The sequence below is a fragment of the Streptomyces sp. NPDC059454 genome (assembly GCF_042749965.1).
Taxonomy (GTDB): Bacteria; Actinomycetota; Actinomycetes; order Streptomycetales; family Streptomycetaceae; genus Streptomyces.
In genome coordinates this window covers 1-22996 of record NZ_JBHYVC010000017.1, presented here as the reverse complement: position 1 = coordinate 22996, position 22996 = coordinate 1, and the positions used below count along the sequence as shown (strand labels likewise).

22 protein-coding genes and 1 pseudogene are annotated in these 22996 nt (G+C 72.8%); 8 read left to right on the top strand and 15 right to left on the bottom strand.

Features of this window, described 5'->3' with window-relative positions:
* Positions 1-8: 8 nt before the first annotated feature.
* The 3 genes from ACFXAE_RS14565 to ACFXAE_RS14555 all read right to left on the bottom strand — a co-directional run bounded on the left by ACFXAE_RS14565 (position 9) and on the right by ACFXAE_RS14555 (position 3231).
* A complete protein-coding gene (locus ACFXAE_RS14565; protein ID WP_384713335.1) occupies positions 9-1016 on the bottom strand; it encodes a FecCD family ABC transporter permease in 1008 nt (335 codons plus the stop codon).
* Positions 1013-2149 carry a FecCD family ABC transporter permease gene (locus tag ACFXAE_RS14560; protein ID WP_384713600.1) on the bottom strand — a complete coding sequence of 379 codons (1137 nt, stop codon included), beginning with the start codon at positions 2147-2149 and terminating at the stop codon, positions 1013-1015. Before ACFXAE_RS14560 ends, ACFXAE_RS14565 begins: the two co-directional genes overlap by 4 nt.
* Before the next feature lie 104 nt (positions 2150-2253).
* Entirely contained in the window at positions 2254-3231 is a 978-nt protein-coding gene (locus ACFXAE_RS14555) for an ABC transporter substrate-binding protein (RefSeq protein ID WP_384713332.1), read from the bottom strand.
* A gap of 85 nt (positions 3232-3316) precedes the next feature.
* Between ACFXAE_RS14555 and ACFXAE_RS14550 the strand changes: the two genes are divergently transcribed.
* Positions 3317-4516, top strand: coding sequence for a hypothetical protein (locus ACFXAE_RS14550; RefSeq protein WP_384713329.1), 1200 nt, complete (start codon positions 3317-3319; stop codon positions 4514-4516).
* A 564-nt stretch (positions 4517-5080) separates the two neighbouring features.
* Here the strand turns inward: ACFXAE_RS14550 and ACFXAE_RS14545 are convergent.
* Complete coding sequence (locus ACFXAE_RS14545; RefSeq protein WP_384713326.1) at positions 5081-5476, bottom strand: (2Fe-2S) ferredoxin domain-containing protein; 396 nt, start codon at positions 5474-5476, stop codon at positions 5081-5083.
* Positions 5473-7452, bottom strand: a complete 1980-nt coding sequence (locus ACFXAE_RS14540) for a heavy metal translocating P-type ATPase (RefSeq protein ID WP_384713323.1) — start codon at positions 7450-7452, stop codon at positions 5473-5475. The genes ACFXAE_RS14545 and ACFXAE_RS14540 overlap by 4 nt, the downstream gene beginning before the upstream one ends.
* A gap of 134 nt (positions 7453-7586) precedes the next feature.
* Between ACFXAE_RS14540 and ACFXAE_RS14535 the strand changes: the two genes are divergently transcribed.
* Entirely contained in the window at positions 7587-8033 is a 447-nt protein-coding gene (locus ACFXAE_RS14535) for an ArsR/SmtB family transcription factor (RefSeq protein WP_384713319.1), read from the top strand.
* A 574-nt stretch (positions 8034-8607) separates the two neighbouring features.
* Complete coding sequence (locus ACFXAE_RS14530) at positions 8608-9018, top strand: FKBP-type peptidyl-prolyl cis-trans isomerase (RefSeq protein WP_384713316.1); 411 nt, start codon at positions 8608-8610, stop codon at positions 9016-9018.
* A 261-nt stretch (positions 9019-9279) separates the two neighbouring features.
* On the opposite strand, the gene ACFXAE_RS14525 is transcribed toward ACFXAE_RS14530, so the two are convergent.
* The 9 genes from ACFXAE_RS14525 to ACFXAE_RS14485 form a co-directional block, all read right to left on the bottom strand.
* A complete protein-coding gene (locus ACFXAE_RS14525; RefSeq protein ID WP_384713313.1) occupies positions 9280-9642 on the bottom strand; it encodes a hypothetical protein in 363 nt (120 codons plus the stop codon).
* A gap of 633 nt (positions 9643-10275) precedes the next feature.
* Complete coding sequence (locus ACFXAE_RS14520) at positions 10276-10464, bottom strand: hypothetical protein (RefSeq protein WP_384713310.1); 189 nt, start codon at positions 10462-10464, stop codon at positions 10276-10278.
* The gene (locus ACFXAE_RS14515; protein ID WP_384713307.1) at positions 10461-10832 is read right to left on the bottom strand and encodes a hypothetical protein; all 372 of its coding nucleotides are present in this window, start codon (positions 10830-10832) and stop codon (positions 10461-10463) included. The genes ACFXAE_RS14520 and ACFXAE_RS14515 overlap by 4 nt, the downstream gene beginning before the upstream one ends.
* A gap of 106 nt (positions 10833-10938) precedes the next feature.
* On the bottom strand, positions 10939-11268 hold the full coding sequence (locus ACFXAE_RS14510) for an SDR family oxidoreductase (protein WP_384713304.1): 330 nt from the start codon (positions 11266-11268) through the stop codon (positions 10939-10941).
* Positions 11177-11419 (bottom strand): DUF5302 domain-containing protein, encoded by a 243-nt coding sequence (locus ACFXAE_RS14505; protein ID WP_384713301.1) that lies wholly within the window; start codon positions 11417-11419, stop codon positions 11177-11179. The genes ACFXAE_RS14510 and ACFXAE_RS14505 overlap by 92 nt, the downstream gene beginning before the upstream one ends.
* Before the next feature lie 210 nt (positions 11420-11629).
* Positions 11630-13039 carry a DEAD/DEAH box helicase gene (locus ACFXAE_RS14500; protein WP_384713299.1) on the bottom strand — a complete coding sequence of 470 codons (1410 nt, stop codon included), beginning with the start codon at positions 13037-13039 and terminating at the stop codon, positions 11630-11632.
* Between the two features lie 265 nt (positions 13040-13304).
* Positions 13305-13649, bottom strand: coding sequence for a hypothetical protein (locus ACFXAE_RS14495; RefSeq protein WP_384713296.1), 345 nt, complete (start codon positions 13647-13649; stop codon positions 13305-13307).
* A gap of 527 nt (positions 13650-14176) precedes the next feature.
* Positions 14177-14815: a response regulator gene (locus tag ACFXAE_RS14490; protein ID WP_384713293.1), complete on the bottom strand. Its 639-nt coding sequence runs from the start codon at positions 14813-14815 to the stop codon at positions 14177-14179.
* Positions 14812-16029 (bottom strand): sensor histidine kinase, encoded by a 1218-nt coding sequence (locus ACFXAE_RS14485; protein WP_384713290.1) that lies wholly within the window; start codon positions 16027-16029, stop codon positions 14812-14814. Before ACFXAE_RS14485 ends, ACFXAE_RS14490 begins: the two co-directional genes overlap by 4 nt.
* 170 nt (positions 16030-16199) lie before the next feature.
* Between ACFXAE_RS14485 and ACFXAE_RS14480 the strand changes: the two genes are divergently transcribed.
* The 4 genes from ACFXAE_RS14480 (at position 16200) to ACFXAE_RS14465 (ending at position 21072) form a co-directional block, all read left to right on the top strand.
* The gene (locus ACFXAE_RS14480; protein WP_384713287.1) at positions 16200-17288 is read left to right on the top strand and encodes an ABC transporter permease; all 1089 of its coding nucleotides are present in this window, start codon (positions 16200-16202) and stop codon (positions 17286-17288) included.
* Positions 17285-17983, top strand: a complete 699-nt coding sequence (locus tag ACFXAE_RS14475) for an ABC transporter ATP-binding protein (protein WP_384713285.1) — start codon at positions 17285-17287, stop codon at positions 17981-17983. Before ACFXAE_RS14480 ends, ACFXAE_RS14475 begins: the two co-directional genes overlap by 4 nt.
* Positions 17984-18628: 645 nt before the next feature.
* Positions 18629-19570 carry an oxygenase MpaB family protein gene (locus ACFXAE_RS14470; protein WP_384713282.1) on the top strand — a complete coding sequence of 314 codons (942 nt, stop codon included), beginning with the start codon at positions 18629-18631 and terminating at the stop codon, positions 19568-19570.
* On the top strand, positions 19567-21072 hold the full coding sequence (locus tag ACFXAE_RS14465; RefSeq protein WP_384713279.1) for an aldehyde dehydrogenase family protein: 1506 nt from the start codon (positions 19567-19569) through the stop codon (positions 21070-21072). Before ACFXAE_RS14470 ends, ACFXAE_RS14465 begins: the two co-directional genes overlap by 4 nt.
* Before the next feature lie 56 nt (positions 21073-21128).
* Here the strand turns inward: ACFXAE_RS14465 and ACFXAE_RS14460 are convergent, their stop codons facing one another.
* On the bottom strand, positions 21129-21755 hold the full coding sequence (locus ACFXAE_RS14460) for a TetR/AcrR family transcriptional regulator (RefSeq protein ID WP_384713277.1): 627 nt from the start codon (positions 21753-21755) through the stop codon (positions 21129-21131).
* A 126-nt stretch (positions 21756-21881) separates the two neighbouring features.
* On the opposite strand from ACFXAE_RS14460, the pseudogene ACFXAE_RS14455 reads away from it, so the two are divergent.
* A pseudogene (locus ACFXAE_RS14455) lies at positions 21882-22959 on the top strand (acyl-CoA dehydrogenase family protein).
* Positions 22960-22996: the final 37 nt, after the last annotated feature.

The window sequence follows — 22996 nt, the reverse complement described above, 5'->3', positions numbered from 1 at the left end:
ATTCGACGTCAGAACGTACGGCTCGGCGTGCGGCGCACGACGAGCAGCAGCAGCGCGGCACCAAGGCAGGCGGTGAGCGCCCCGACCGGCAACGTGAGCCGCCCGGAGTCCAGCGCCGTCGCCAGCAGCCGCGAGGACAACTGCGCCGCCGCGTCGGCCCCGCACACCACAACCGCGCCTGTCAGGGCGGCGCCGGGAAGGCTCCGGCGCAGGTCCGCACCGAAGACGGCCACGGCCAGATGCGGGACGAGCAACCCGATGAAGCCCAGCGCGCCGACGGCAGCCACGGCGCCGGCGGTCAGGGCCACCGCGCACGTCAGGGCCAGGGTCCGGGCCCGGCGAGCGGAGAGACCGGCGGCGAGGGCGATGTCGTCCCCGCAGCGCAACAGGGTCAACGGCCCCGCCAGCAGCCAGGCAGCAACCCCCCAGACGAGCGCCCACGGCCACAGCAGGTGCCAGTGCTCCCACACCCGGCCCTCCGTGGTGCCCACCAGCCACTGCACGACGCTGCCGAGCTCACCCGGTTCCACGAGCAGCACCATGGCGGTGAGCCCGCCGAGCACTGCCGACACCAGCACCCCGTGCACGGCGGTCTGCGCGGGATCACCGCGCCCGCGGCCGGCGAGCAGCCACAGCAGCGCTGCTCCGGCGCACCCGCCCGCGCAGGCGGCGAGGACCACGGCCAGGGGCGAATCCCACCCGGCGAGCCCCAGGGCGGTCGCGGTGACGGCGCCGAGGACCGCCCCCGGGGTCACGCCCGTCACCTCCGGCCCGGCCAGGGGATTACGCAGGGCGGACTGCAGGACCAGTCCCGCCACGGCCAGACAGGCACCCGCGCCGAGGGCCACCAGCAGCCTCGGCAGACGCAGTTGGAACAAGATGTGGCGCTCCGTCGCGTCACCGCCACCGTTGAGGACTTCCCAGACCGCCCCCGGGGACATGCCGCGCCCGGCCACCACCTCCACTGCGGCGCACACGACGGCCAGTGCTGCGAGGGCCGTGAAAGGCCGGGTCACCGTACGTCCTCCGTTCTGATCGTCCCGAGAGGCGGCGAGGTCGGACCGCCGGGCCCGGGTTCGCCCCGGTAAGCGTGATGCGATGCCCCGGCGGGAGGTACTTCGTCCGCCACACCCGAAGCCGTCTTCCGCGGCCCGGACAGCTGCTCGCGCACCCCGGACGAGGCGGCCGGTCCGCGCCGGACCACCGCCCGGCGACGGCCACCCGACCGCATCAGCGCGACGCCGGCCGGCACCCCCAGCAGGGCCGTCCACGCGCCGGCAGGCGTCTCCACGGGCGCCAACGCCAGCCGGGCCGGGACATCGGCGACCACCACGACGACAGCGCCCCAGGCCGCGGACCAGGGGAGCCAGCGCACCGCTCCCGCCACTGGATCGAACCAGCGGCTCAGGTGTGGGGCGAGGAACCCCACCCACGCGACGGGCCCGCACACGGCCGTCACCGGAGCGATCAGCACCACGGCGATGGCCAGCGCTGCCAGCCGGGCGCGCTGAGCTCGCACACCGAGCGCCTCCGCGTCCTCGTCGCCCAGCCGCAGCACGGACAGCACCGGCGCGCACAGCACGAGTGCGGGCACCGCAACGAGCAGCCACGGCCACAGGCCCGTCACGTCCTCCCACGTCCGGGCGGAGAGGGAGCCGAGCAGGTAGCGGTAGATCAGCTGGAGGTCGAGCTGGTCGGCCATGACCATCAGGACGAGCAGCGCGGCCTGCAGCGCGGCCGCCACCGCGGCGCCGGTCAGCAGCACGGCGGACGGGCTGCGGCCCAGCCCCGCGACGAGCAGCGTCAGTCCGCCGCCGAGGGCGGCGCCGCCGATGGCCAGCAGCGGCTGGACGGCGGCGGGCAGCGAGAGGGTCAGCACCAGCGGCGCGGCCACCCCGAGCGCGGCCCCGGACGACACGCCCAGCATCTCCGGCACCGCCAGGGGGTTGCGCAGCGCCTCCTGGAGCACCAGTCCGGCCGCCCCCAGACAGGCTCCGGCGACGAGCGCCAGCAGCAGGCGGGGCACGCGGAGTTCGGTCACGACGATCCCGGCGAGGGTGGTGTCCCCGTCCAGTACCGCGGCGACCAGCCGGTGCGGGGGGACGTAGGGGGTGCCGAGGCCGAGCGCGCAGACCGAGGAGACTGCCAGCAACACGACCACCAGAAGCGGTTGCCACCTCCGCACACCGCGCGACGGCCGCTCTCCGCCCGCCGCGGCGTGATCGGCTACGGCGGGCACCGGAAGGGACGTCCTCACCGCAGCGCGGCCGTGGCCTCGTCGAGCACGATGCCCAGCGAACGGGTGCCGCGCCCCTTGGCCCACACCTCTGAGTTCACCTCGTGGACGTCACCGTTCCTCACTGCCGGAATCTTGCCCCAGAGCGGGTTCCCGGCGAGCTTCTCGGACAGTTCGCCCTCCGCGTCGCCGAAGCTCAGCGTCTCGACGAACAGCACGTCGACGTCCTTGGCGAGGATCTCCTCGAGACTGTAACTGCCCTCCACACCGCGGGACTTCCACGGGTAGTCGGCGATCTTGGGGAACAGGCTGGCGGCCACGTCACCTTCGGGCGTCGCGACGCCGAAGTTCTCGTCACTGCCGTAGATAATGAGCGCGGTCTTGTCGCTCGGGGTCTTCTCGGCCTCGGCGAGCTTCGTCCGGAAGGTCCTCTCCGCCTTCTCCCCCTGGGCGGTGCGGCCGGTGAGCGCGGCGGTGTCGCGCAGGTAGCCCACGCTGTCCTGCCACGTCTCGGGCTGCATGGCCCAGAACGTGGTCGCTCCCTTGAGCGCCGGGGCGAGCTTGCCGTGGGTGTCCCCGAGGCCGATCACGAGATCGGGCTTGTGGGAGAGGATCGCCTCCACCTCCGGGGCGATGAATCCGCCGGGGATGATGTCCACCTCCTTGGCCTTCGCCTCTCCCAGGAAGTCCGGGTGGGCGAGCAACGCGCTGTTGGTGGCCGCCGGCACGATGCCCAGTTCCGTCAGGATGTCGTCGCACAGGGCGAACAGGCAGACGATCCGCTCGGGCTCCTTCTTCAAGGAGATCTTGACGCCGTTGGTGTCGGTCAACTCCGTCGACGCCTTGATGGGTTCGACGGTCACCTCCGTCTTCGCCGCGGGCTTGGCCTTGTCGTTCGTGCGTTCTTCGGAGGACGAGCCACAGCCGACCAGGAGCGAACCCACCGCCGCTGCGGTGAGCCAACTGCGAACGAATCTCGACGGTGAGCGCAGCATCGATGCCCTCGCTTCTTTTCAGGTACCGGGAACACACTGAAGATACATGATAATCGTTTTCACCAGACCGGTTTCTGGAGGACTCATGCCTGCCGCCACACCCGTCCTGCTCGTCTCCGACCATGTGGCCGGAGCCGTACACCTGCTGTCCGTGCCCGACGGTGCCGTAGCAGGGCGCCTCACCGGCCGTCACCTTTCGGAGCACGCCGGGTTCCTGGCGCTGCCGGGCGGGCGGGTGGCCTGCGTCGACGACCGCCGCGGGGAACTGCTGGTGCTCAACCCCTACGCCGAGGAACTCGTGGAACGCGCGGTTCCGGTCGCCGTGCCGGCCGAGCACCTCGCCTGCGACCCGTCCGGCCGCCGACTGGCCGTCACCACCGGCCTCGGCAAGAACAGCGAACCGTGGTCGGACCTGCTGACGGTCCTCGACCTGGCCACCGGAGAGGCCGCACGGGTGCGGACGCGCGTCGGCGAACCGGGTGTGACCGTGCTGGGCGAGACCGACCCTCTGGTCGTACTGCGGCACCGGGAACCCGGTGCGCTGGCCGTCCACCGGTTCGCGGACCTCCTCGCGGCTCCGCCCGGCTGCCCCCTGGTCACCCCTCACGCGCTCCTGCCGCTGCCGGACGACGGACACGGGGACGCACAGGCACCCGACTCGGAGCAGGTGTTCGCGGCCACGAGCCAGGGAGTGCACCGGGCCCGCAGAAAGGGCGACATCCTCGCTGCCGAGGCGGTCATTCCGTGGGGATCGCCCGCCCGGGGCTGGTACCTCCGGCTCGACACCCGGCGTCAGGCACTGTGGACCACGCTGCGCGGCGGCGACCCGGACCCGCTGCGCTGGCCGGAGTGGACCAACCAGGCATGGCACCATGAGCTGGGAACCGGCCGCACGCTGCTCACGGACCTCGGTCCCGGGCTCGTCTTCCGGCTGGCCCTCGCCCGGCGCCACACCGCCTTCACCCGTGTCCATCCCGACGGCGACGAGCTGATCCTGCTCGGCGCCGACGGCGCCGCCCGCCGCTTCCCCCTGCCCGGTATGGACGGTGCTCCACGTCGCGGCGGCACCCCCTGGGAGAGCGTCCAACGCCGCGCGGTGGCCGCCTCACCGGGCTCCGACTGGATCGCCGTCACCCGGGGCGGCCACAGCGAGGTGCACATCGTCGACGCGGAGACCGGCCACGAGGCGGCGCGTCCGCGGCTGAGCACACCGCTGCATCACGGCGGCCACCTGACACTGCGCGTCCGGAACGACGGTGCCGACGGTGATCCCGTGGGTCGGTGACGGGCCGTGTGGGCCGACGCGTTCCAGGCGGGGTTCTCCTTCTCGCGTGGACTGGACGGGCACGGCGTGGTTGGTGTCGCGGTACTCGAAGTGCATCCACGGCCTCAGGGCAGGACCGATGGAGACCGATCACGGCGTGCTCGCCTCCGCACAAAGGACGAGGCCGAGCAGGTTCTCGACCCTGCCGGCTGGGGGATCGCCCGTGGCCGGACCATTCCCGATCCCGGGCTGTCCGACCTTGTCGTGCCGCTGGGGCAGGATCTCCTGGAGATCTACCACCCTCAACGGAGCCCTTGTCATCGTTCTGAACTCTGACTCTGTTCACCAGGCACCGCGCACGCCGAAGGGGGCGGCGCCCCGGCAGCGGAGTAAGCACGGCGTACTCATCCACCGCTCGGCCCCTGTCCGAGCAGCGAACGTCCGCGTTCGCCGCCCAGTTCTCACACTCCCACTGCTGCTGACTGCTGACGTACCGCCTGGCGGGCTGGCGCAACGCGACGGCGGGTCTCCAGCGGCCGTGGTCGCTCTGGGCGCGATCCACTGATAACGACCACCGTGTGCTTCTCACCCATCGACGGTCCGTCGTACGCGCCGGAGCGGGCCGAACTCGTACAGGCCGAGGATGTCCGGCGGTTCGGCGAGGCCCGGTCCGCCGGAGCGCACCCACGCCACGATGTCGCCCGTCGCGTCAGGGTCGTTGACCAGGCCCAGCCAGACCGGCCGCCCGCCTGCGGCCCGCCCGGGCGAAGACGGCTGTACGACGATGACGTTGGCCTGCTCGCACGCGTCGAGACAGTTCACCGCCCGGACCTGGGCGATCGCCCCCAGTTCGGCCTTGAGCATGGCGAGTTGGGCGGCGTGGTCGGTGCCGGGTACCTTGGCCGTGCCGCAGCAGCACCCCCGGCACACGGTCACCGTGCACCGGGGCGCCGCCTGTGCGGGAGCCTTGCGGCGGCTCACTCGGCGGCCCGCTTCCAGGCCGCTTCGCGCAGCAGTCGCAGTCCGTTGAGGCCGACGATGACGGTGGAGCCCTCGTGGCCCGCGACGCCGAGCGGCAGCGGCAGGTTGCCGGCCAGGTCCCAGATCACCAGGCCGGTGATGAAGACTCCGGCGATGACCAGGTTCTGCACGACGAGTTTGCGGGCGCGCCGAGACAGGGCGATCACGGTGGGGACTGTGGCGAGTTCGTCGCGGACGATGACGGCGTCGGCGGTCTCCAAGGCAAGGTCGGAGCCCACCCGGCCCATCGCGATACCGGTGTGGGCAGCTGCCAGCGCCGGGGCGTCGTTGACGCCGTCGCCCACGACCATCACCTTGCGGCCGGAGTCCTCCAGCTTTCGCACCGCACTCACCTTGTGCTGGGGCAGCAATCCTGCCCGTACGTCCTCGATGCCGACCTCGGCGGCCAGGCGGGCGGCAGCGCGCGGATTGTCGCCGGTCAGCAGTACGGGTGCGGTTCCGGTGAGGGACCTCAGCGAGGTGACGGTGGCGGTGGCGTCGGGCCGCAGCCGGTCCGCAATGCCGAGCACGCCCACCGGCGTACCGTCCACCGTGACCAGGACCGCGGTCCGTCCGCCGTCCTCCAGTTCACCGACAAGCACCGCCGCGAGGGCGGAGTCCGCGTCCGTCGCCCCACCAAGGAGCCGCGCCGGGGCGCCGACCACGACCACGCGCCCGTCTACGGTGGCTGTCACCCCGACGCCGGGCGTGGAGTCGAAGTCCTCTGCCACCGGCAGGGCGAGCCCGCGTTCGCGTGCCGCGTCCACAACGGAGCGGGCCAGCGGATGCTCGCTCGGGTGCTCCGCGGCGGCCGCGAGGACCAGCAACTCACGCTCGTCCAGCCTGGATGCGGCGAGCGGTCGGACGTCGGCGACCCGCGGCGTGCCCTCGGTCAGCGTGCCGGTCTTGTCGAGCGCCACCGCGTCGACCTGCCCCAGCCTCTCCATCACCACCGCCGACTTGACCAGAACACCATGCCGTCCGGCATTCGCGATGGCCGACAGCAGGGGCGGCATCGTCGCCAGGACGACCGCGCACGGTGAGGCCACGATCATGAACGTCATCGCCCGTAGCAACGCATCGGCGAGGTCCGTGCCGAAGGCCAGCGGGACGAGGAACACGGCCAGCGTCGCCACCACCATGCCCAGCGAGTAGCGCTGTTCGACCTTCTCGATGAACAACTGGGTCGGCGCCTTGGTCTCGGACGCCTCCTCCACCATCCGCACGATCCGGGCGACCACCGTGTCGGAGGCATCACGGTCCACACGGACGCGCAAGGCGCCGGTGCCATTGAGGGTGCCCGCGAAGACCTCGTCGCCCTGCTCCTTGGCAACGGGCAACGGCTCACCCGTGATGGTCGCCTGGTCGACGTCGCTCGTCCCGTCGAGGACCCGGCCATCGGCACCGATGCGCTCGCCGGGCCGTACGAGGATGGTGTCGCCGACGGACAGCTTCTCCACGGCGACGGTCGCCTCGCTGCCATCAGCGTCGAGGCGGGTGGCCGTGGCCGGTGCCAGATCGAGCAGTCCGCGCACCGAGTCGGCGGTTCGTGCCGTGGCCAGCGCCTCCAGCGCACCGGACGTGGCGAAGATGACGATCAGCAGCGCGCCGTCCATCACCTGCCCGATCGACGCCGCCCCGAGAGCGGCGACGACCATCAGCAGGTCGACATCGAGTGTCTTCTCCCGCAGCGCCTGCAGGCCCGCCCACCCCGGCTCCCAACCGCCGGCCGCATACGTCACCGCGTACAGCGGCCCCCACGCCCACGCCGGAGCACCAGCCAGCTGCAGCGGCAGCGCGAGCAGGAAGAAGACGGTGGCTGCGGCGGCCCAGCGCGCCTCAGGCAGGGCGAGGACACGGGTACGGCGCCGGGGCGCGCCGCCGTCGCGCGGAGACGTGGCCCGGCCGGGTGGGGCTGGGGTGACGGTGGAGGTCATCGGAGCGGAACTCCTTCACGACGGCATGACGAAACAGCTGCCGGCCGGAATGCCGACACCGCTCCCTCCACTTTACAGGACCACATGAAGAGTCATTCATGTGTTCATGGGTTCCTCTCCGTAGGATGACAACCATGGGCCATGGAGCTGACGCCAAAACCACCGCCACTGCGCGCGAGCGCCTCGAGACCGTGGGCGCCGCCGACGTGGCCGCCACACTCCAGGCTCTGGCCACGCCCTCCCGGCTGCGGATCCTGGCCCGCCTCCAAGAGGGCCCGTGCGCGGCGACCGAGCTCGCCGACGCCGTCGGCATGGAACAGTCCGCCTGCTCCCATCAGTTGCGTCTGCTGCGCAACCTCGGCCTGGTCACCGGCGAGCGCCGGGGCCGCTCGGTGATCTACGCGCTCTACGACAACCACGTCGCCGAACTCCTGGAGCAGGCCCTCTACCACGTCGAGCACCTGCGCCTCGGCCTGCGCGACACCCCGGCCGCCGTGGCCGGGGCTCGCTCTGCGCCGGACAGGCGGCAGTCCGGCAGCGCCGCCACGACTGCCCCCTCGGGGCGCAGGCCGGTGGGCTGAACTCAGAGCACTCCGAGGACTCCACGAGACTCGGGGCAGCTCACTCTGTGGCGCCCGCCGCTTAGACGGAGCCCTCGCCTGCCGCCTGACGGTTTTCCGCTGGACCACCCGCTACAACACCCGCCGACGACACTCGGCGAAGGGACGCCAGGCACCGATCGCCTACGAACAGGTGTCCACTCCCCGGAGACAAGGCCCGATCACTTCTCAAGGACCCTGGCTCGGCGGACAGCCGGAGATGCCCCTGCGGCACGGCTTGGCCGAGGTCATCTCGTCGTTCAGGGACCTGCGGGCGGCGGCGCGACTCGACGCGGTCGACTGAACGGCGCGCGTCGGCCCGGGCCCTCTGCGCCGCTTCCCGCCCGGGCGGCTGCTGTGCAACCCGAGCCACCGCGTCCCGTCCGAGTGTGCGAGGGCTCGTGCGCCGGCCGTGCGACGGACCGCCGTGCGCGGCCATTGATCCGGTGCGCTCCGGAAACCGGCATGCGCGTTAGCGTGATCCTCTGCCGCATGGAGTGTCCATGGGCCGGGTCGGCCCGCACGAGGGTCTGCGACGGAGAGTGACGGAACTGCGATGAGTGAACTGACGAAGCCCGAGGTCGACGTCCCAAAGGGTGCTGCGCCTGCCGAACTGACCGTCCGGGAGCTGGTCGTCGGGGACGGGGCCGAGGTGAAGCCGGGCACGGTGGTCAGGGTCCACTACGTCGGGGTGACCTTCGAGACCGGGAAGGAGTTCGACTCCTCCTGGGACCGTGACCAGCCCTTCAAGTTCGCCCTGGGCAGCGGCAGGGTCATCAAGGGCTGGGACCGGGGGTTGAGAGGGATGAAGGTCGGCGGTCGGCGCGAGATCGTCGTTCCCCCGCGTCTCGGCTACGGCAACCAGTCACCCTCGCCGTTGATCCCGGCGGGCTCGACCCTGATCTTCGTGGTGGACCTGCTCGACTCGTACTCCGCCGGCACAGGCGGCTGGAGCAACGCCCGCTGACCCGGACCGTTCCTGTTTCCGCGCCCGCGCCCTCGCCCCAGGCGTTCTCGTCATGGATCCGTGCACCCAGATCCTCCGCCCACTCCAGCGCCCACGCCTTGAGTTCTTCGATCTGCCGGGAGGTGAGCCCGTACACGGTGCAGTCCTCATCCTCGTACCAAGTCCGCACCGACGAGCCGGTCCCGAAGGTCTTCAAGGCTGAACTCGTCGCGGGCGCGACGTATCCGCCGGTGAGGAGACGCTCGTGGAGCGGAGTGAGCTTCACGCGGCGGTCGTGTCGGCCGGAGCGGTGCGGAGCAGCTCGGGGAAGGCGTCCTCCCAGACCTCGCGGATGCAAGGACTGATCAAGCACCGCAGCACGGGCCACTGCTCGATGAGCAGCCGATGGTGCAGGAGGGCCACCAGGTCCTCACTCAGTCCTTCGGCCAGGACGGTCCGGTAGAGCGTCATGCGGGACTTCGGACGGTCTGGGCTGTAACTCGACCGCCCGGACCAGACGATGTGGAGCGGCAGGTCCACGTCGCCCTCGACGGGACCGGCCAGCTCCTGCAAGCGCTCGGGCAGTCGACTGCGGTAACGGTCCCGCAGCACCTCGGCGCGGGGGGCGGTGATCGTCGCGTCCATGCATCCAGTAACGCTGCTGGGATGCGGCGGCATGGCGAATACGGGGCGCCCTCACGTACGTACGGGTCGGGCGCCGCCTGCCCTTCCCTCGGACATCTCACTCAGTGGGCGCTCAGCGCATCCTGGCTTACCCGTGCAGTCCCCAGGTGGCGCGGCAACCGGCTGCTCTGCCGGCCCGGGACCGGCCCCGCTCGCGGGGCGCGGGTGATCATGACGCAGCGGGTCCCGCGGAGGGCCGCCGCAGTGGCGTCGGCTGCTGCGGCTTCGGTCTCAGTGTCGGGAATAACGACGGTGCCGAAGCCCATGGCGCCGGGGTAGTGGACGAGAAGGACACCGGGGCGGGCGAGGCCGCGGTAGCGGCCGGAGGGGCAGGCGGCATCCATGAACAACGCCGCTTCGGTCCCGAACTCAGCCCACTCGCTCGGGCCCCATGCCGCGGACGAGCTGTCGAGTCACGCAGCGAACCTCCCGAGCGGGAGCCAGGCACCTGTGCCCAGGTCCCCCGTCACGGCGGCCATCAGGTCAGCAAGCTGGGACGCTCCCGCGCCCGATACTGACCGTTTATCGTCACGGACTCCGACTGCGCGACTTGCGGGAGCGACGACGGATCGCGGAGGTCGGACGGTGGGGCGATCACGAGGCATGCACCCGCCGCCGAGGGAGCGAAAATTTCCCAGATGGAGATGTCGCCGGTGTGCAGCGCGAATCGGAGATCATGCAGGCCGGCCGCTCGGCTGGATGACCGGGATCGCAGGGGACGTACACCGCGCCGGACTTGAGGATCGCCAGGGCTCCCGTCACGGATTCCAGGCCGTGCGTCATGCAGAGGGCCACTGCGGTGCCGGGGCCGGCGCCCTGCGCGGGACGGACAGCAGGCTCGCGGCGGATCCCCAGGTCGCCAGGCCCGCGATCAGGGCCGGCGCAGTGGAGGCCGACGCCATCAGTGGGGCGTCGACCAGGAGGAGGGCGGCCCCCGCCCAACTCGTGCGGCGGATTCCCGTCTGCCCGATCAGCACGGTGACCAGGGCCAGGGCGACCAGATCGCCGCCCGTGGAGGCGGTGTTGGCCGGCCCTCGGGCAGCCTCCCCCGTACCGACGGTGTGCCGCACCTCGGGGACGCGCGCCGACCGTCCTCCGACGGCCGAACTCACGACCGTGAAGACCAGGCAGACGGAGATCCGGGCCCGCACGGCCTCACGGGATCCGGCGCGCGGTGCGGGTCTGGCTCCCCGGACGCGCAGGTGCCCCGGCCGCCGTACGCGGCCGGGGCACCGTTGCGTGGCTCCGCCCCGCGGCTCAGAAGTCCTCGGGCCCGCGCGGTGTCGCCTCGGCGCCGCCGCCGACGTGGAGCACCTGCCCGGTGATGCGGCTGTTGTCCTCAAAGGCCGGGAACAGGACGGCTCGCGCGACGTCCTCCGGCTGGAGGCAGCCGTTCAGCGGCATGGGGACCGCCGCGTCCATGACCTTCCTCATCTCCGGGTCGTCGAGGAGTCCGGCGCTCGTCGCGGTGAGCACGATGCCGGGACCGATCGGCTCAGCCGCCGCTCTTGCGCCTGAACGACCGCTGGCTCGCGGCCGGACCGTGCGCCGCGCGCACCTTCGACGCACCGGGGCTGGCGGCGGCATCGGCGGCGTCCGCCTGCGCACTGTGCTTGCGCGCCAGGGCTTCGCGGAACTTGCGCTTGAGGTCGTAGTTGCCGTCGCTGTCCGGCGTCAGCGGGGACGTCTCGGGAGCAGCCGGCTCCGAACCTTCCGTGGGTACGGGCTCTGCGGTCATGCTGACCTCCTGGGTTCGGGGGGTGGGCAAGCACAGCTTGTCATGCCGGGCGCGGTGCGGGGCACCGGCGGCGTCATTCTGCTCCGTTTCGGCGGGTGTCCCCTCGCGGCCGAGGGCGTCCGCTCGGTGGGTGAGGCGCACAGGACGGCCTCGGGCCAGGCCGAGAGGTGTCGATCCTGTGGCCAGGACGTCCGCTCCCGGGGCAGCGCCTCAGCCGTTGCGACGCACGAGGGCGGCCTTGCGGGCCTCGGCGAGCTTGCGGGCCTCGCCGGCCCTTCGGGACTTGCCGCCGCCGCGGGAGGCGTCCTTGCTGGTGCCGAGGCCGCGGAAGGGCGCGTTGGTGTTCTTGGGCCGGGGGACGGCGGGCCCGCCGTCGAGCGGGGTGCCGGAGGGAGCCTTGGCGCCGGTGATCCGGCTCAGTTCCGCCTCGCCCGAGCGCACCTTGGTGACGGTCGGCTCGATGCCGGCCTCGGCCATCATGCGGCTCGTCTCGCGGCGCCCGCCCGCCGGCACGAGCGTGACCACGCTGCCGGACTCACCTGCGCGGGCGGTCCGGCCCGCCCGGTGCACGTAGTCCTTGGCGTCGGTGGGCGGGTCGACGTTGACCACGAGATCGAGGTCGTCGACGTGCAGGCCGCGGGCCGCTACGTCGGTCGCCACCAGAGCGGTGATCCCGCCGTTCCTGAACTGCGCCAGGGTCCGTGTGCGCTGGGGCTGGGACTTGCCGCTGTGCAGCGCCCCGGCGTTCACCCCGCTGGTCCGCAGATGCCGGGTGAGCTGGTCGACTGCGTGCTTGGTGTCGAGGAACAGCAGTACGCGGCCGTCGCGGGCGGCGATCTCCGTGATGACGGCGTAGCGGTCGGGGCCGTGGACGACCAGCACGTGGTGCTCCATCGTCGTGACCGTGCCCACGGACGGGTCGACCGAGTGGACCACGGGGTCGTGGAGATAGCGGCTGACCAGCTGATCGACGTCGCGGTCCAGCGTGGCCGAGAACAGCATCCGCTGGCCGTCGGGGTGCACCTGGCCGAGCACGTCGGCGACCTGCGGCAGGAATCCCAGGTCGCACATCTGGTCGGCCTCGTCCAGCACGGTGATCCTCACCCGTCCCAGACGGCAGGCGTTGCGCCCGACCAGGTCGTGCAGGCGTCCGGGGGTGGCGACGACCACCTCGGCTCCCTGGCGCAGCGCGGCGGCCTGCCGTCCGATCGACATGCCGCCGACGACCGTGGCCATCCGCAGCCGCAGTGCCTCGGCGTACGGCGCCAGCTCCTGGGTGACCTGTTGGGCCAGCTCCCGGGTGGGCACGAGGATCAGGGCGAGGGGCTGCTTCGGTTCGGCGCGCCGCCCGGCCGTACGCGTGAGCAGTGGCAGGCCGAAGGCGAGCGTCTTGCCCGATCCGGTGCGCCCGCGTCCCAGGACGTCGCGTCCCTGAAGGGCATCGGGCAGTGTGGCGGCCTGGATCGGGAAGGGTTCGCACACCCCGCGTCCGCTCAGTGTCCGCAGCACCTCCACCGGCAGCTCCAGACCGGCGAAGGAGACGGGGGGCGGTGCCGGGGCCGTGGCCTCGGGCTCGGCGGGACCGCCGTGAGCGATGCCGGAGTCGTCGGGATGCTTCATGAACAGCCTTCCGCAGGGGAACGTACCGAGGAAGGCCCGGCAGGACGGAACGGCCCACGCACAAACGGAACCGAACGGGCAGAATCGCCCACCGCGACGACCACGCAAACACACGACAGTAACACAGGGCACGGCATCGCGCCGTGATACCGATCGTCCCTCCCGCGTCGACGGTCCGGCGCGCCCCGTCAGCCCTTCCGGCACACCCGGTCCAGGCCCTCAGTTCACCGGGCGGTGGACGTCGTCCGCCATGACGTGGTGGTCTTCACCGCCCCGGCTTCGCCGTCGCGCAAGCCGCGGCCCGGTCCTGACCGTCCTGTGACGGGCTCCCCGCTCTCACTCCGCGTCGGGTACGACCACCACCGGGCAGCCGGAGTGGTGCGGTGGGGGCGACCCGTCCGAGGCGGCCGGGACGGCGTCGGCCGACGGTCGGGAGGCCGGCCTCCTGCGAGGCGGCGAGGAGTACCCTGCGGGCAGGGCCCTCCACGGTGTGCCGGCGCGGTTCCACGTCCGCCGGGGCGTCGGAGAGGGCGGCCTCGTCGGCTGCCCGGTCGACGGCCCGCAGGCCGGGTTCGGCCCCGTCGACGCCGGCCACCAGGGACGGATGCATCGTCCCCAGCACACGCTCGCCGGCAGCTCCAGCGCTTCCTTCCCGCCCGCCTCGGCCATGCGCACCCCGGCCCGTGCGCCGACGCTCCGGTCAGCGCTCGTGGCGTCTCCTCGCGCGGGGCAACGGAACATCCTCCGTGCGACCGCGCCTCATCGGCGGGGCGCACCACGGGGGCGCTCACGCTCAGCCGTCCTCTCCTGCCCGACGCGTCCGGCCCTTGTACGGGCACCGGTCCCCGGCTCCGCATCGGGTGACCCGGACGAACCGGGCGCGAAGTGGTTCGCGCGGCGAACCCGAGGCTCAGGCCGGCACCGTACGAGGTGGCCCAAGGGCTCCCGGACGACACGTCCGCGCGACGCACCCCGGTGAGAGGCCCGCCGCGCATCCACCCGCCTGGTCGGCGGAGCCGGCGGTCGCGGACGTGGCGGCGCAGCGCGAGAACGACCGCGCTCCTGCCCGGCGTATCTGTTGTCGCCGTCGCACACCCGGAGACCGGCACGCGGCCTCGGAGTCCGCACGCGCGCGGGTCAGCGGCGGATGAGGCCGAGGCCGGTGGCGGTGGCGACGGCGGCGGTCCGCGAGTCGACGCCGAGCTTGGCGTAGACGCGGGCCAGATGGGACTTGACGGTGCCTTCGGTCAGGTGGAGACGGCGGCCGACGGCCTGGTTGGACAGGCCCTCGGCGACCAGGGCGAGGACTTCGGTCTCGCGCCGGGTCAGGGCGGTGCCCGGCGTGCGCAGCCGGTTCATCAGCCGGTCCGCGACCGTGGGGGCGAGGGTGGTGCGGCCGGCGGCCGCCGTACGTACGGCGGCCGCCAGCTCCTCGGGCGGGGCGTCCTTGAGGAGGTAGCCGGTGGCGCCGGCCTCGATGGCGGGCAGGGTGTCGGCGTCCGAGTCGTAGGTGGTGACGATCAGCACGCGGGGTGCACCCGCTCGGGCGGTGATCCGGGCGGTGGCTTCGGCGCCGCCCATGCCCTTGCCGAACCGCAGGTCCATCAGCACGACGTCGATGTCGCCTTCGGCGGCTCGGGCGACGGCGGCCTCGGCGGTGGCCGCTTCGGCCACGACGACGAGGCCGGGTTCGGTTTCCAGCACGGCGCGCAGCCCCGCGCGCACGACGGGGTGGTCGTCGGCCAGGAGGAGGCGGACGGGTACGTCGTCGGTCACGGGCGGGCCTCGGTCTCGGTCTCTGCGGGCGTGGTGAGGGGGAGGCGGGCGGCCAGGGCGGTGCCGTGGCCGGGGACGGATGTGATGGCCAGGGTGCCGCCGAGGGTGTTCATGCGGGCGCGCATGGCCGCCAGGCCGAAGCCGCCGCTTTCGGGATCGGGGGCGGGCAGCCGTTCGGGGTCGAAGCCGTGCCCGTCGTCGACGATGTCGAGGGCGATGTGGTCGCCGAGGTAGCCGAGGGTGGTCTCGGCGGTGGTGGCGCGGGCGTGGCGGACGGTGTTGGCGAGGGCGGACTGGGCGATGCGCAGGAGGGCGACCTCGTGGGCGGTCGGCAGGGGTACGGGGTCGCCGGTGAGGTGGAAGCGGGTGGTGAGGCAATGGCGGGCACCGGTGGTGGCGCACAGCCGTTCCAGGGCGCCGGCCAGGGTGGTGCCTTCCAGGGCGGGCGGGGTGAGGGCGGCGACGAAGCGGCGGGCCTCGGCGAGGTTGTCCACGGCCGCCTGGCGGGCCGCCTCGACGTGGCGGGCGGCGTCGTCGGACCGGTCCGGCAGGGCGCGTTCGGCGGCGCGCAGCAGCAGCTGGATGCTGGAGAGTCCCTGGGCGAGGGTGTCGTGGATCTCGCGGGCCAGCCGTTCGCGTTCGGCGAGCACCCCGGCGGTGTGCTGGGCTTCGGCCAGGTCGGCGCGGGTGGTGGTGAGTTCCTCGATCAGTCGCCTGCGCTGTTCGCTCTCCCGGTACAGGGTCTGGTATCCCCACACCACCGCGACGGCGACGGCTGCACCGAGCGCCGGGCCGATCGCCATGGCCGGGCCGAAGGAGTGCTGGTGGGCGGCGAAGCCGGTGACGGCCGCCGTCGCGGTGGCCGTCACGGCGGCGAGCCCGGCGCGGCGGGGCAGCAGGTGGAGCTGGAGGAAGTACAGCGGGAAGGCCACCCACACGCCGTCGGGGGACAGGGCCAGCAGCACCAGCCATACGACGCCCACGGCGGCCAGCCACCAGGCGGCGGGGCGGGAGCGGCGCACGCGGGGCAGGAGCGGCCCGGCGGCGTACACCGCGGCGCATGCCGCGGTCACGGCGACGATCGGTCCGGCGTGGGACCGGCCGTCGGCCACGGCCCGGCCGGCGGTCAGGGCGAGCAGGCCGATGACCAGCAGGTGCAGACACCAGGCCAGGGCCCGGGTGGTCGGAGTCGGGGCAAGGGCAGCGGTGTTCACAGTGCGTCCCAGGTTACGGAGGCGGACACCCGAGGGCCTCCATCGAAAGACGGAACCCGTGTGCCGCCTTTCGGCCCGCGAAGTGCCGTCCTGCGCCGGACGCGCACACGGTGGCCGGCGGCGACGGTGGAGTCTTGCCGCTTCCACCACTGGAAAGGACAGCCGAGGCCGTGTTTGTCGCCTGGAGAGATCTGAGGTTCGCCAAGGGGCGTTTCGCCCTGATGGGGACCGTCGTCGTGCTGATCACCCTGCTGGTCGGGCTGTTGTCCGGTCTGACGGCCGGACTGGGCCGGCAGAACGTCTCCGCGATCACTTCTCTGCCCGCCGACAGGATCGCCTTCCAGGCTCCCGGTGGCGGTCAGGACCTGTCGTACTCCGACTCCACCGTCGCCGAGCGGCAGTGGCAGCAGTGGTCCGAGGCCCCCGGCGTCGAAAGCGCCGAACCGCTGGGGATCACCACCACCAGGGCCACCGCCGGGAGCAGAAGCACCGGCGTCTCCGCCTTCGGCGTCCGGCCGGGCTCCCGCCTCGCCCCGGACAGCAGCAAGATCAGTGACAGCGGGGTGGTGCTGTCCACCGCGGCCGCCGACGGTCTGGGCGTGCGGGCCGGTGACTTCCTCACCCTGGCCGGGCGGCGGCTGAAGGTGGCCGCCGTGCGGGGTGACGCCCACTTCAGCCACGCCCCGGTCGTCTGGACCAGCCTCGACGTCTGGCAGAGGACCGCACCGCCCACCGGCACCGGCGCCGGCCCCGTCGCCACCGTCATCGCCCTGGACACCACGTCCGGGGCCGATGTGACGGCCACCGACCGGCGGGCCGGCACCAGGACGGTCACCACCGACGAGTCGCTGTCCGCGATCGGCTCCTACACCTCCGAGAACGGCTCCCTGCAGCTGATGCGCGGCTTCCTGTTCGTCATCTCCGCGCTCGTCATCGGGGCCTTCTTCACCGTGTGGACCATCCAGCGCAGCGGCGACGTCGCCGTCCTCAAGGCGCTCGGCGCCCCCACCGCGGGCCTCCTCAAGGATGCCCTCGGCCAGGCCGTCGTCCTGCTCGTCGGCGGCACCCTGCTCGGCACCGGCATCGCCGCCGCCCTCGGTGCCGCGGTGGCCGGCTCGGCCGTGCCGTTCCTGCTCACCCCCGCCACCGTCCTGCTTCCCGCGGCGGTGACGATCCTGCTCGGCGCCCTCGGGGCCGCCCTGGCCATCCGCCGCATCACCTCCGTCGACCCGCTGACCGCTCTGGGGAGCGCCCGATGAGCCTGACCCTGACCGACATCACCCTCACCTACCCCGACGGCGAGAACCGCCTGACCGCTCTCGACCAGGTCGGTCTCGAGGTCCCCGGGGGCAGTCTGACGGCCGTGGTCGGGCCCTCCGGCTCCGGCAAGTCCAGCCTGCTGGCCGTCGCCGCCACCCTGATCACCCCCGAGGCCGGCACCGTCACCATCGACGGCACCTCCACCACCGGCCTGACCCGCGGCGAGCTGGCCGAACTGCGCCGCCGCAAGATCGGCATCGTCTTCCAACAGCCCAACCTGCTGCCCTCCCTCACCGCAGCGGAACAGCTCCAGGTCATGGCCCGGATCGACGGCCGCAGGCCCCGCACCGTCCGCAGCCGCGCCCTGGAACTCCTCGACGCGGTCGGTCTGGCCGGCCAGGCCGACCGCCACCCCCACCGGCTCTCCGGCGGCCAGCGCCAGCGTGTCAACATCGCCCGCGCCCTGATGAACGACCCCACCGTTCTCCTGATCGACGAACCCACCAGCGCCCTCGACCACGAACGCGGCGCCGCCGTCATCGGCTTGATCGCCCGCCTCACCCACCAGCGGGCCACCGCCACCGTCCTGGTCACGCACGACCACACCCACCTCACCGCCGTCGACCGGATCGCCGAGGTCCACGACGGCCGCCTCCGCCTCCCGGCACCGGCCCGCCGGAACAGCGGCCCGTGAAGGGGGTGGCCCTGGCACGCGCAGCGGCCCGCCCCTGCTCCCGGGCCGCCCACAGTGTGAGACGGCCTTCCGGGCGGCGGCCGGAGCGTACCGGCATGCGCGCACGCGGCGGCAGCTGACCACCGGCGGCGTGCCGGCACCGAGCCCCGGGAGGAGCCCTCCTCGCTCACTGCCCGCACGCGGACCTCCCGCGCCTCGCGAGGGGTCCTTCTGTTTTCCGGCCCCACCATGGCCACGCGGACAGGCCCACCACGCGTGGAACACATCCGGCTCACGGTCACGCTCCGGCCCGGCCACGGAACGCCCGCACGGCTCGCCTCCGCGTCTCCGTCGCGTCCGGAGTATTGACGCCCGATGAAACAACTCAATAGTTTCAGTATCTTCGACTCACAGGGGGTGCTCCCCATGGAATCCAGTACGGCCGGCACCACCGCAGTCCGCTCGGAGAGGGTCGTACGCACGGGAAGCGCCGTGCCGTAGGACACCCGCGCCGTCCGGGCCAGGAGCACCGTCGCCCACGGCCCGCGCGGCACCCCGTCACCCGGCTCACCCGGCTCACCCGGCTCACCGGAGACCGTCCGCTTCTCCGGCATGACCACGCGCGCCGCGAGCCGGTGGCCGCGATTCCGACAGGAGGGACCACCCATGGGCCGTTACAACCGGCTGCGCCGTATCCGGCAGATGGATCCGCAGCGGGACTTCGAGCAGATCTACCGGTGGATCACCCACTACGAGTTCCCCCGCGACTATCTCCACGGGACGTCGATCGCGTTCCTGCGCGACTACGGCGTCCCGCGCATCTCCCGGCTCCTGGACCGCACCCAGGAGTTCGAACGTGCCGGGCAGAAGCGGTACGACGACACGGTGCTGCTCACCTACGAGATGGTCCGCGAGGGGATGGACTCGGAGCACGGCCGGGCGGCGGCCCGCCACCTGAACCGCATACACGGCCGTTACCGGATCCCCAACGAGGACTTCCTCTACGTCCTGGCCACCACGGTGGTGGGGCCGAAGCGGTGGATCGACCGGTTCGGCTGGCGGCGCCTGTCCGAGCAGGAGACCGAGAGTCTGGCGCTGGTGGGCCGGCGGATGGGCGAGATGATGGGCATCTCCGGCGTGCCCGGCACCTACGCCGCGTTCGAACGGCTCCACGACGACTACGAGCGGGAGATGTTCGCCTACGACCCCGCCAACCGCAGGGTCGCCTCGGCCACTCTGCGGATCATGGCCTCCTGGTACCCGGCCCCGGCACGGCGGCCGGTCTCCCGGGCCGTGCTCGCCGTCCTGGACGAACCGCTGCTGGAGGCCCTCGGCTTCCGCCCGCAGCCGCGCCTGCTGCGGGCCGTCGTCCACCGCGCCTTCCGCACCCGGGCCGCGCTGATCCGCCTGCTGCCCGGGCGGCCGGAACGGTTCCCGCGCAAGCCCAAGGCGCGCACCTACCCCTTCGGCTGGACCCTGGACGACCTGGGTCCGCACTGGGCGCACTCCCGTCCGCCCTCGCCGCTGAAGGACGAGACGCTGCCGGAAGGGGCCTCCGTTCCGGCGCGGCCGTCCCTCCCCCCTGCTCCCCGTCAGGAGACCCGATGACCGACACCACCCCGGCCGCCGCACCACGCGCCACGACCTTCACCGCGTACTCCCCCGCGACCGGCAAGCCGATCGCCGAACACCCGGTGAACGGGCCGGAAGAGGTCTCCCGCGCCGTGGCCCGGGGCCGGGCCGTCCAGGCCGGCTGGGCGGCGCTGCCCGCGTCCCGGCGCCGTGAGCATCTGCTGCGCTGGAAGAGGACCCTCGCCACAGAACTCGACGCCGTGGCCCGCACCATCGCCGAGGAGACCGGCAAGCCGGCCGGTGACGCCGCGCTGGAGGTCGTCCTCACGCTGGAGCACCTGGGCTGGGCCGCCCGCAACGCCGGACGCGTGCTGCGCCGGCGGAAGGTGGGCACCGGACTGTTCACCGTCCACCAGCGGGCCTCGCTGGTGCACCGGCCGCTGGGCGTGGTCGGCGTGATCGGTCCCTGGAACTACCCCCTGTACACCCCGATGGGCTCGATCGGTTACGCCCTGGCCGCGGGGAACGCCGTGGTCTTCAAGCCGTCCGAGCTGACCCCGGGCACCGGGGTCCTGCCGGCCGAGCTCTTCGACGCCGCCGTGCCCGGGCACGCCGGGCTGCTCACCACCGTCACCGGCGCGGCGTCCACCGGGGACGCCCTGGCCCGGTCCGGGGTCGACAAGCTGGCGTTCACCGGTTCGCCGGGGACGGCCCGCAAGGTGATGGCGGTGTGCGCCGGGACCCTGACGCCGTTCCTCGCCGAGTGCGGCGGGAAGGACGCGGTGATCGTCACCGCGGACGCGGACCTGGAAGCCGCCGCCGACGCGATCGTGTGGGGTGCGCTGAGCAACGCGGGGCAGACCTGCGCGGGGGTGGAGCGCGTCTACGCGGTGCGTGAGATCCACGCGGAGCTGTGCGCACGGGTGGTCGAGCGGGCCGGGGCGCTGCGCCCGGGTGACGGGGCGGACGCCGCCTACGGCCCGATGACGCTGCCGGAGCAGGTCGCGGTCGTCGAGCGGCATGTGACCGGTGCGGTCGCGGCGGGTGCGCGGGCCCTGCTGGGCGGCCCCGGGTCGGTTCGTGCTCCGTACGTCGCGCCGGTGGTGCTGACCGGCGTTCCGGAGGACGCGGCGGCGATGACGGAGGAGACCTTCGGGCCGGTCGTGGCGATCAACCCGGTGGCCGACGTGGACGAGGCGGTGGAGCGGGCCAACGCCTCGCGTTACGCCCTGGGGGCCGCGGTGTTCTGCCGGAGCGGGCGCGCCGGTGCGGCGATCGCGGCGCGGCTGCGCGCGGGGGCGGTGTCGGTGAACTCGGTGCTGGGCTTCGCGGCGGTGCCGGCGCTGCCGTTCGGCGGTTCGCAGGACTCCGGCTTCGGACGGATCCACGGCGAGGAGGGGCTGCGTGCCTTCACCTCCGTGCAGTCGGTGACGGTGCAGCGGTTCACCCCGCCGATCGCGCTGACCTCCTTCCGGGTTCCGGCCGCCACACGGGAGCGCGCGGTGCGGCTGGCCCGCGCGCTGCACCGGCGCCGCTGAACGGCCGGCCGGCGCCGCGTCGGGCCCGGACCGTCCGAGCGGACGGTCCGGCCCGCTCAGGCGTCCAGCAGCGGGGCCAGGTAACGGCGGGCGAAGGCCCGGGCCTGGTCCTCGTCCTCCATCTCGATGCAGCCGGCGGGGTTGAGCAGGAAGGACACGGCGACCCGCACCATGAGCTCGGCGACCGGACGCGGGTCCTCGTCGAGGCGGCCCTCGGCCTGTTGCGCGCGGCGCAGATGCACCGTCAGGTACTCGACGGTGGCGGAGAGCGCGGAACTGCCCTGCACGGTCAGGTAGGGCAGCACCACCTCGGGTTCGAGGCGCAGCATGCCGCCGAAGAGCGGATGGGCACGGGTGTGGCGCAGGGCGACCACGAAGCCCTCGACGACCCGCTCCTTCATGGTCGGCAGCGCCGCCACCGCCGAGTCCAGCCGCTGGAAGAACCGGCTGAGCTCGCGCAGCAGGGTGTCCTCGACCAGCTTGTCCTTGGTCTGGAAGCGCCGGTAGACGGTGACCCGGGAGACGCCGGCCCGCTTGGCGACGTCGTCCACGGAGGAGCGGCGCAGACCCAGCAGGGTGAACTGTTCCAGCGCTGCGTCGAGGATCCGCCGCGCCGTGTCGTCCTCAGGCTCCGGCCGGTCGAGGGCCCGGTCGAGCCACGAGTCGTTCGTGTCAGTTCTCATGGTGCCGCACACGATACCGGCGAACGACTCCCGAGAGACACTGAAGCAATTACCATACTTTTGTAACTCATCTGTGTGCCCGCACCGGTCGAGCCGCCGACCGGCACCCGGACCCCGGAGGACCTGATGGGCAGCCGACTCACCGAGGAGCAGGCCGCTTTCGCCGCGGCCGTAGGCGATGTCGCCAAGCGCGGGTGCGGCACCCGGGAACAGCGCGACGCTCTGACGGGGGGCGGCCGCGAGGCCCACCACCCCGGGTTGTGCAAAAGGCTCGGGGTGTGCCTGCCGGAGGAGTACGCGGGCTCCGGCGGCGGGCCGGCCGACGCCTGCCTCTTCCTGTTCCTGGAGGAGACCTCGTACGGGATGGTCCCGTGCGGGGGCTTCGTCACCACCGTCATCACCGCGAAGGCGTACGAGCGGTTCGGCACCGAGCGGCAGCGACGCGAGGTGCCGACCGGCGCCGTGCGCGGCGACGTCCTGTCCATCCCCATGTCGGAGCCGGGGGCGGGTCGGACGTCGGCGCGCTGCGCTGCCGGGCCCGGCGGGAGGGGACGGCACGTGGGTGATCGACGGTCAGAAGACCTGGATCTCCAACGCGCACTGCGCGAAGAGCGTTCTGCTGGTGGCCCGCACCAGCGAGGACAAGCACGGCGGCCCGACCATGTTCCCTCTGCCCGCCGACACCCCGGGCGTGGAGGTGCGGGGCATCGAGACCACGCGCGGCCGGGAGGTCAACGACGTCTTCCTCACCGGCGTGCGGCTGCCCGCGGACGCCGTCGTCGGCCGGGTGGACGACGGCCGGCGGCAGTTGATGGCCGGCCTGGACCACGAGCGGCTCTTCCCGGCCGCGAACATGCTGGGCCTGGCGCGCCGCGCCTTCGACGACACCGTCGCCCACGTCCGCGAGCGCGAGCAGTTCGGGCGGCCCGTCGGCTCCTTCCAGGCGCTGCGGCACCGGATCGCCGATCCCGCCACCGAGATCGAGTGCGCCCGGCTGCTGGTGCGCGAGGTGGCCATGGCCGAGCTGAAGGCCACCGAGCTCGCCGAACGGACCGCCCTGGAGGGCATGCAGATGACGGGCGGTTACGGCTGCACCACGGAGTTTGACATGGAGCGCCACCTGCGGGCCGCGGTCGTCTCCACGGTCTACGGCGGGACCGGCGAGATCCAGCGGGACGTCATCGGCAGGACCTACGGCCTCTGAGGCGGCCACGGCGCGGCGGCCACGCCCCGGCTGGGGC